Origin of the sequence: Streptomyces sp. NPDC127084 (assembly GCF_042724175.1) — a bacterium.
Lineage (GTDB): Bacteria > Actinomycetota > Actinomycetes > Streptomycetales > Streptomycetaceae > Streptomyces.
Genome location: NZ_JBHXFA010000238.1, coordinates 2879 through 7440, shown reverse-complemented (window position 1 = coordinate 7440; position 4562 = coordinate 2879). Strand labels below are relative to the sequence as shown.

Below are 4562 nucleotides of genomic sequence, written 5' to 3'. Positions count from 1 at the left end.
GCTCCCCGGACCACGCCGGACGGCGGACCTCAGCCCTCCCGGACCAGGTCGGCGCACTTCTCGCCGATCATCATCGTGGTGATGCAGGGATTGACCGCGGGAAGGAACGGCATCACCGAGGCATCGGCCACCCGCAGCCCCCTGACCCCCTTGACCCGGAGCCGGGCGTCGAGCGGCGCTCCGGGGTCGTCGTCGGCACCCATCCGTACCGTGCACGCCGGGTGGTACACGGAGTTGTGCGTCTCGCGGATGTACGCGAACAACTCCTCGTCGCTCCGGGCTCCCGGCCCCGGCGCCAGCTCGGCACCCGCCCAGTCGGCCATCGGGGACTGAGCCACGATCTCGCGCGCCAGCCGCAGCCCGTAGGTCATCACCCGGATGTCGTGCTCCTCGGTGAAGTAGCGGGGGTCCACCATCGGTTTGTCGCGGAAGTCGCGGCTGCGCAGCCGCACCGTGCCCAGCGAGCGGGCCCGGGTGACATTGGGCGTCAGGCAGAAGGCGTTGTCCGACGTGGGATAGCCGCGCCGGTAGGTGTTCATGTCGAAGGGCACCGACCCGTAGTGGAACATCAGATCCGGCCGGTCCAGACCCGGTTCGGTGTCGGCGAAGATCCCGATCTCCCACCACTGCGTGGAGCTCGTGACCATGGGCTGCTTCGCCTCCCACATGATCACCCCCTCGGGGTGGTCCTGGAGGTTCGAGCCCACGCCCGGTGAATCCACCCGTACGTCGACCCCCACTTCCCGTAGGTGGTGAGCCGGCCCGATGCCGGAGAGCATCAGCAGCTTCGGCGAGTCGATCGCACCGCAGCACACGATCACCTCGCGCCGTGCGGACACCGCCCCGGTGTGGAGCGCGTCCGGTTCCAGGTACTCGACCCCGGTGCAGCGCCCGTCCTCGCCGAAGAGCAGCCTGCGGGCCTGACGGCCGGTGCGCACCTCCAGATTTGGGCGTTTGCCGAGCACCGGATGCAGATACGACACCGACGCGGAGGCCCTGGTGCCGTCCGGGAAGCAGTTGATCTGGAACCAGTCGGCCCCGCGCACCACGGTCGTGCCGGTGTTGAACGGAGTACGCGGGATACCGGCCGCCGCGCACGCCTCCAGCAGGGCCCGCCCGCACGGATCGAGCGGCGGCACCTGGCGCAGCAGGACCGGCCCCGAGCGGCCGTGCTCTCCCGGCCCGTCATTGGTCTCCAGGCGCCGGTAGAGCGGGAAGCAGTCCGCGGCGCTCCAGCCGGTACAGCCCATCGCCCCCCACTCGTCGAGGTCCTCGGCGGGCGCCCAGAACGCGATACAGGAGTTGTGCGACGAGCAGCCGCCGAGCACCCTGGCGCGGGCGTGCCGCAGAAAGCTGTTCCCGTTCTCCTGGGGCTCGACCGGATAGTCCCAGTCGAAGCCTGACTCCAGCAGGGCCATCCAGCGATCCAGCCTGAGGATGCTGTCCTCGCCCACGTCGGACGGTCCGGCCTCCACCAGGCACACCGTGACGTCCGGGTCCTCGGTCAGCCGCGCGGCGATCACAGCCCCGGCCGTGCCGCCGCCGACCACGACATGGTCGAACTCCGCCAGGGGTCTGTCTGAGGTCATCGGAGCTCCCGGATCGAGGGTCGGCTGGTTGAGGGTCGGCTGGTCGTCAGGGGGCGGTGGGCTCCACAGGCTGCGCCGCGTGCTCGGCGAGCACACCCGTACGGTGCCGCTGCACGAACCAGTAGTAGGCGAACCCGCCGACGGCGACGATGCCGATGAACAGGAACGCACCCCAGCGCAGATACCAGTGCTGCGGCCCGGTCGCGTTGTAGACCTCGGCGCGCGGCCAGGCGAGGTTGAGGGACATCGCGGCGCCCCACAGCACCGCGAGGATGTTGACCGGAAGACCGAACCTGCCGAGCGAGAAGCGGCCCTCGGCCGGCTGCCACTGCCCGCGCAGCCGCTGGATCAGCATGGGCGTGGTGACCAGCAGATAGGCGACGTAGATCATGATGATCGCGATGCTGGTGATCACCGAGAAGATCTGCGGCTGGTTGATGTTGATGACCAGGACCACCACACCGACCACTCCCATGACGACGGCGGGCACGACCGGTGTCCTGAAGCGGGGGCTGACTCGGGCCAGCTTCGAGCCCGCGGGCAGGTTGTTGTCGCGCGCCATGGCGAACATCAGCCGGATGCCCGCGGCCTGCACGGCGAGCACGCAGACGGTGATCGCGATCACCACGCACCACAGGAACACCTCGCCGACGGTCGGGCCGAGGGTCGCGAGCACCACGTACTGCAGTCCCTCGGTGGAGAGCTGCTTGGCGAACAGGTCCGGCACGGCCATCAGGGCGAACAGCAGGATCAACCCGCCGAGTGCGAAGGACGCGATCAGGGCGCGCAGGATGGCGCGGGGGCAGTTGCGCGCCGGGTTGTGCGACTCCTCCCCGAGTGACGAGGCGGTGTCGAATCCGTACATCACATAGGCGGAGGCGAGCGACGCGGTCAGGAACGCGCCGAGGTAGCCCAAGGTGTAGTCCGCGCCCAGTCCGTAGGTCTCGGTGAGCACCTCGCCGGGGCCGCGGGTGATGTTCACGGCCAGGCAGATGATCAGGGCAACGGCCGCGATCAGCTCGATGAAGACACCGGCGGAGTTGATCCGCGCCATCAGTTTGACGCCGAAGGCGTTGACGAGTGTGGAGAACAGGATGAGCACCGAGCCCAGCAGGACCGCGTTGGCGGCGGCGGTCGCGCCGCCGCCGTCACCGACGAACTGGAAGACGGGGTCGATCCGGGGCAGCGTGATCTGGTAGGCCAGTGCCACCGCGGCCAGCGTCACCATGGTGGCGGTCAGCATCATCCAGCCGCCGAGCCAGCCGATGTGCGGGCCGCCCATCTTCTTCGCCCAGTTGTAGACGGAACCGGCGACCGGGTAGCGGGCGGCCAGCTCGCAGAAGCAGAGGGCGACCATCAGCTGCCCCACGAAGACCATGGGCCAGGACCACCAGTAGGCGGGGCCGCCGAAGGCGACACCGAAGTAGAACAGCTGGAAGGTGCCGGTGAGGATGGAGATGTAGCTGATCCCGGCGGCGAAGGTGTGGAAGTTGCCGAGGGTGCGTTTGAGTTCCGGCTTGTAGCCGAGTTCGGCGACGGCCTCGTCGTCGTTCCGGCCGCCGGGGCCCTGGCCTTGGCCCCGGTCCGGGCCGGGTGACTGGGGCGCGGGGCCGGTATCCGCCGTCATGCGAACCACCTCTGCGGGCTGGGCGACAGGTTGCGCCAGATGTGTTTGGCTTCCTGGTACTCGGCCAGCCCGGTCGGGCCGAGTTCGCGGCCGAAGCCGGACTGCTTCATCCCGCCCCACTCCGCCTGGGGCACGTACGGATGGAAGTCGTTGATCCACACGGTTCCGGCACGCACCCGCGCGGCGACCCGGTGCCCGCGGGCGGTGTCCGAGGTCCACACCGCCCCGGCGAGCCCGTAGACGGTGTCATTGGCCAGGGCGACGGCCTCGTCCTCGTCACGGAACCGCTCTACGGTCAGCACCGGTCCGAACGACTCGTCGGTGACCACGGACATCCCGGGAGTGCACTCGTCAAGCACGGTCGGCGAGTAGTAGAAGCCGCTCTGGAGCGCGGGGGCGTCGGGGCGCGCACCGCCGCAGCGCAGCACCGCCCCCTCGGCCAGCCCAGCCGCCACATAGGCCTCCACCTTCTCGCGGTGCGCGGCGGAGATCAGCGGTCCGGACCTGGCGTTCTCGTCGAACGGCCCGCCGAGCGGGATGGCCTCGGCCTGTCTGACCAGCTCGGTGACGAACGCGTCATGCAACTCGTCCTGGACGAGCAGCCGGGCTCCTGCCGAGCAGACCTGGCCCGAGTGCAGGAACACCGCTGTGAGCGCGTAGTCGACGGCGGCGTCGAAGGAGGCGTCGGCGAACACGATGTTGGGGTTCTTGCCGCCGAGTTCCAGTGCCACCTTCTTCACCGTCGGAGCAGCCGCCGCCATGATGCGGCGGCCTGTGGCCAGGCCGCCGGTGAACGACACCATGTCGACGCGCGGATCCTCGGTGAGCGGCGCGCCCGCGGTGGCTCCCGCGCCGAGCACCAGATTGGCCGCCCCGGCGGGCAGCCCGGCCTCGGTGAGCAGCCGCATCAGCATGACGGCCGTGTGCGGCGTCAGCTCGCTCGGCTTGAGGACGAAGGTGTTCCCGGCGCCCAGCGCGGGAGCCACCTTCCAGGCGGTCTGGAGCAGCGGGTAGTTCCAGGGGGTGATCAGTGTGCAGACACCGACCGGCTCGTGGACCACTCTGCTGTCCACTCCCGGGTCCCCGGTGTCCACGACGCGGTCATGCCCGCCAGAGGCCACCATGCTGCCGAAGTAGCGGAAGCACCGTGCGATGTCCTCCATGTCGTACGCGCTTTCGACCAGCCGCTTGCCGGTGTCAAGGGACTCGGCGCGGGCGAGCGCGTCCTTGTCGCGTTCCAGCAGAGCGGCGACCCGCAGTAGCAGTGCCCCGCGTTCGACCGCCGGGGTGCCGGGCCACGGGCCGCGGGGGAACGCCGCCCGGGGGGGGGCGGCCCCCCCCCCCCC

General features: G+C 69.9%; 3 protein-coding genes. All 3 read right to left on the bottom strand.

Annotated features, from left to right (window positions below; genetic code table 11):
* Positions 1-29 precede the first annotated feature (29 nt).
* Entirely contained in the window at positions 30-1589 is a 1560-nt protein-coding gene (locus ACFWI9_RS31900; RefSeq protein WP_387168072.1) for a GMC family oxidoreductase, read from the bottom strand.
* Positions 1590-1635: 46 nt separating this feature from the next.
* The gene (locus ACFWI9_RS31895) at positions 1636-3216 is read right to left on the bottom strand and encodes an APC family permease (RefSeq protein WP_387168069.1); all 1581 of its coding nucleotides are present in this window, start codon (positions 3214-3216) and stop codon (positions 1636-1638) included.
* Positions 3213-4562: aldehyde dehydrogenase family protein (locus ACFWI9_RS31890; protein WP_387168066.1), on the bottom strand; the 1350-nt coding region annotated here is incomplete at its 5' end. The genes ACFWI9_RS31895 and ACFWI9_RS31890, both read right to left, overlap by 4 nt.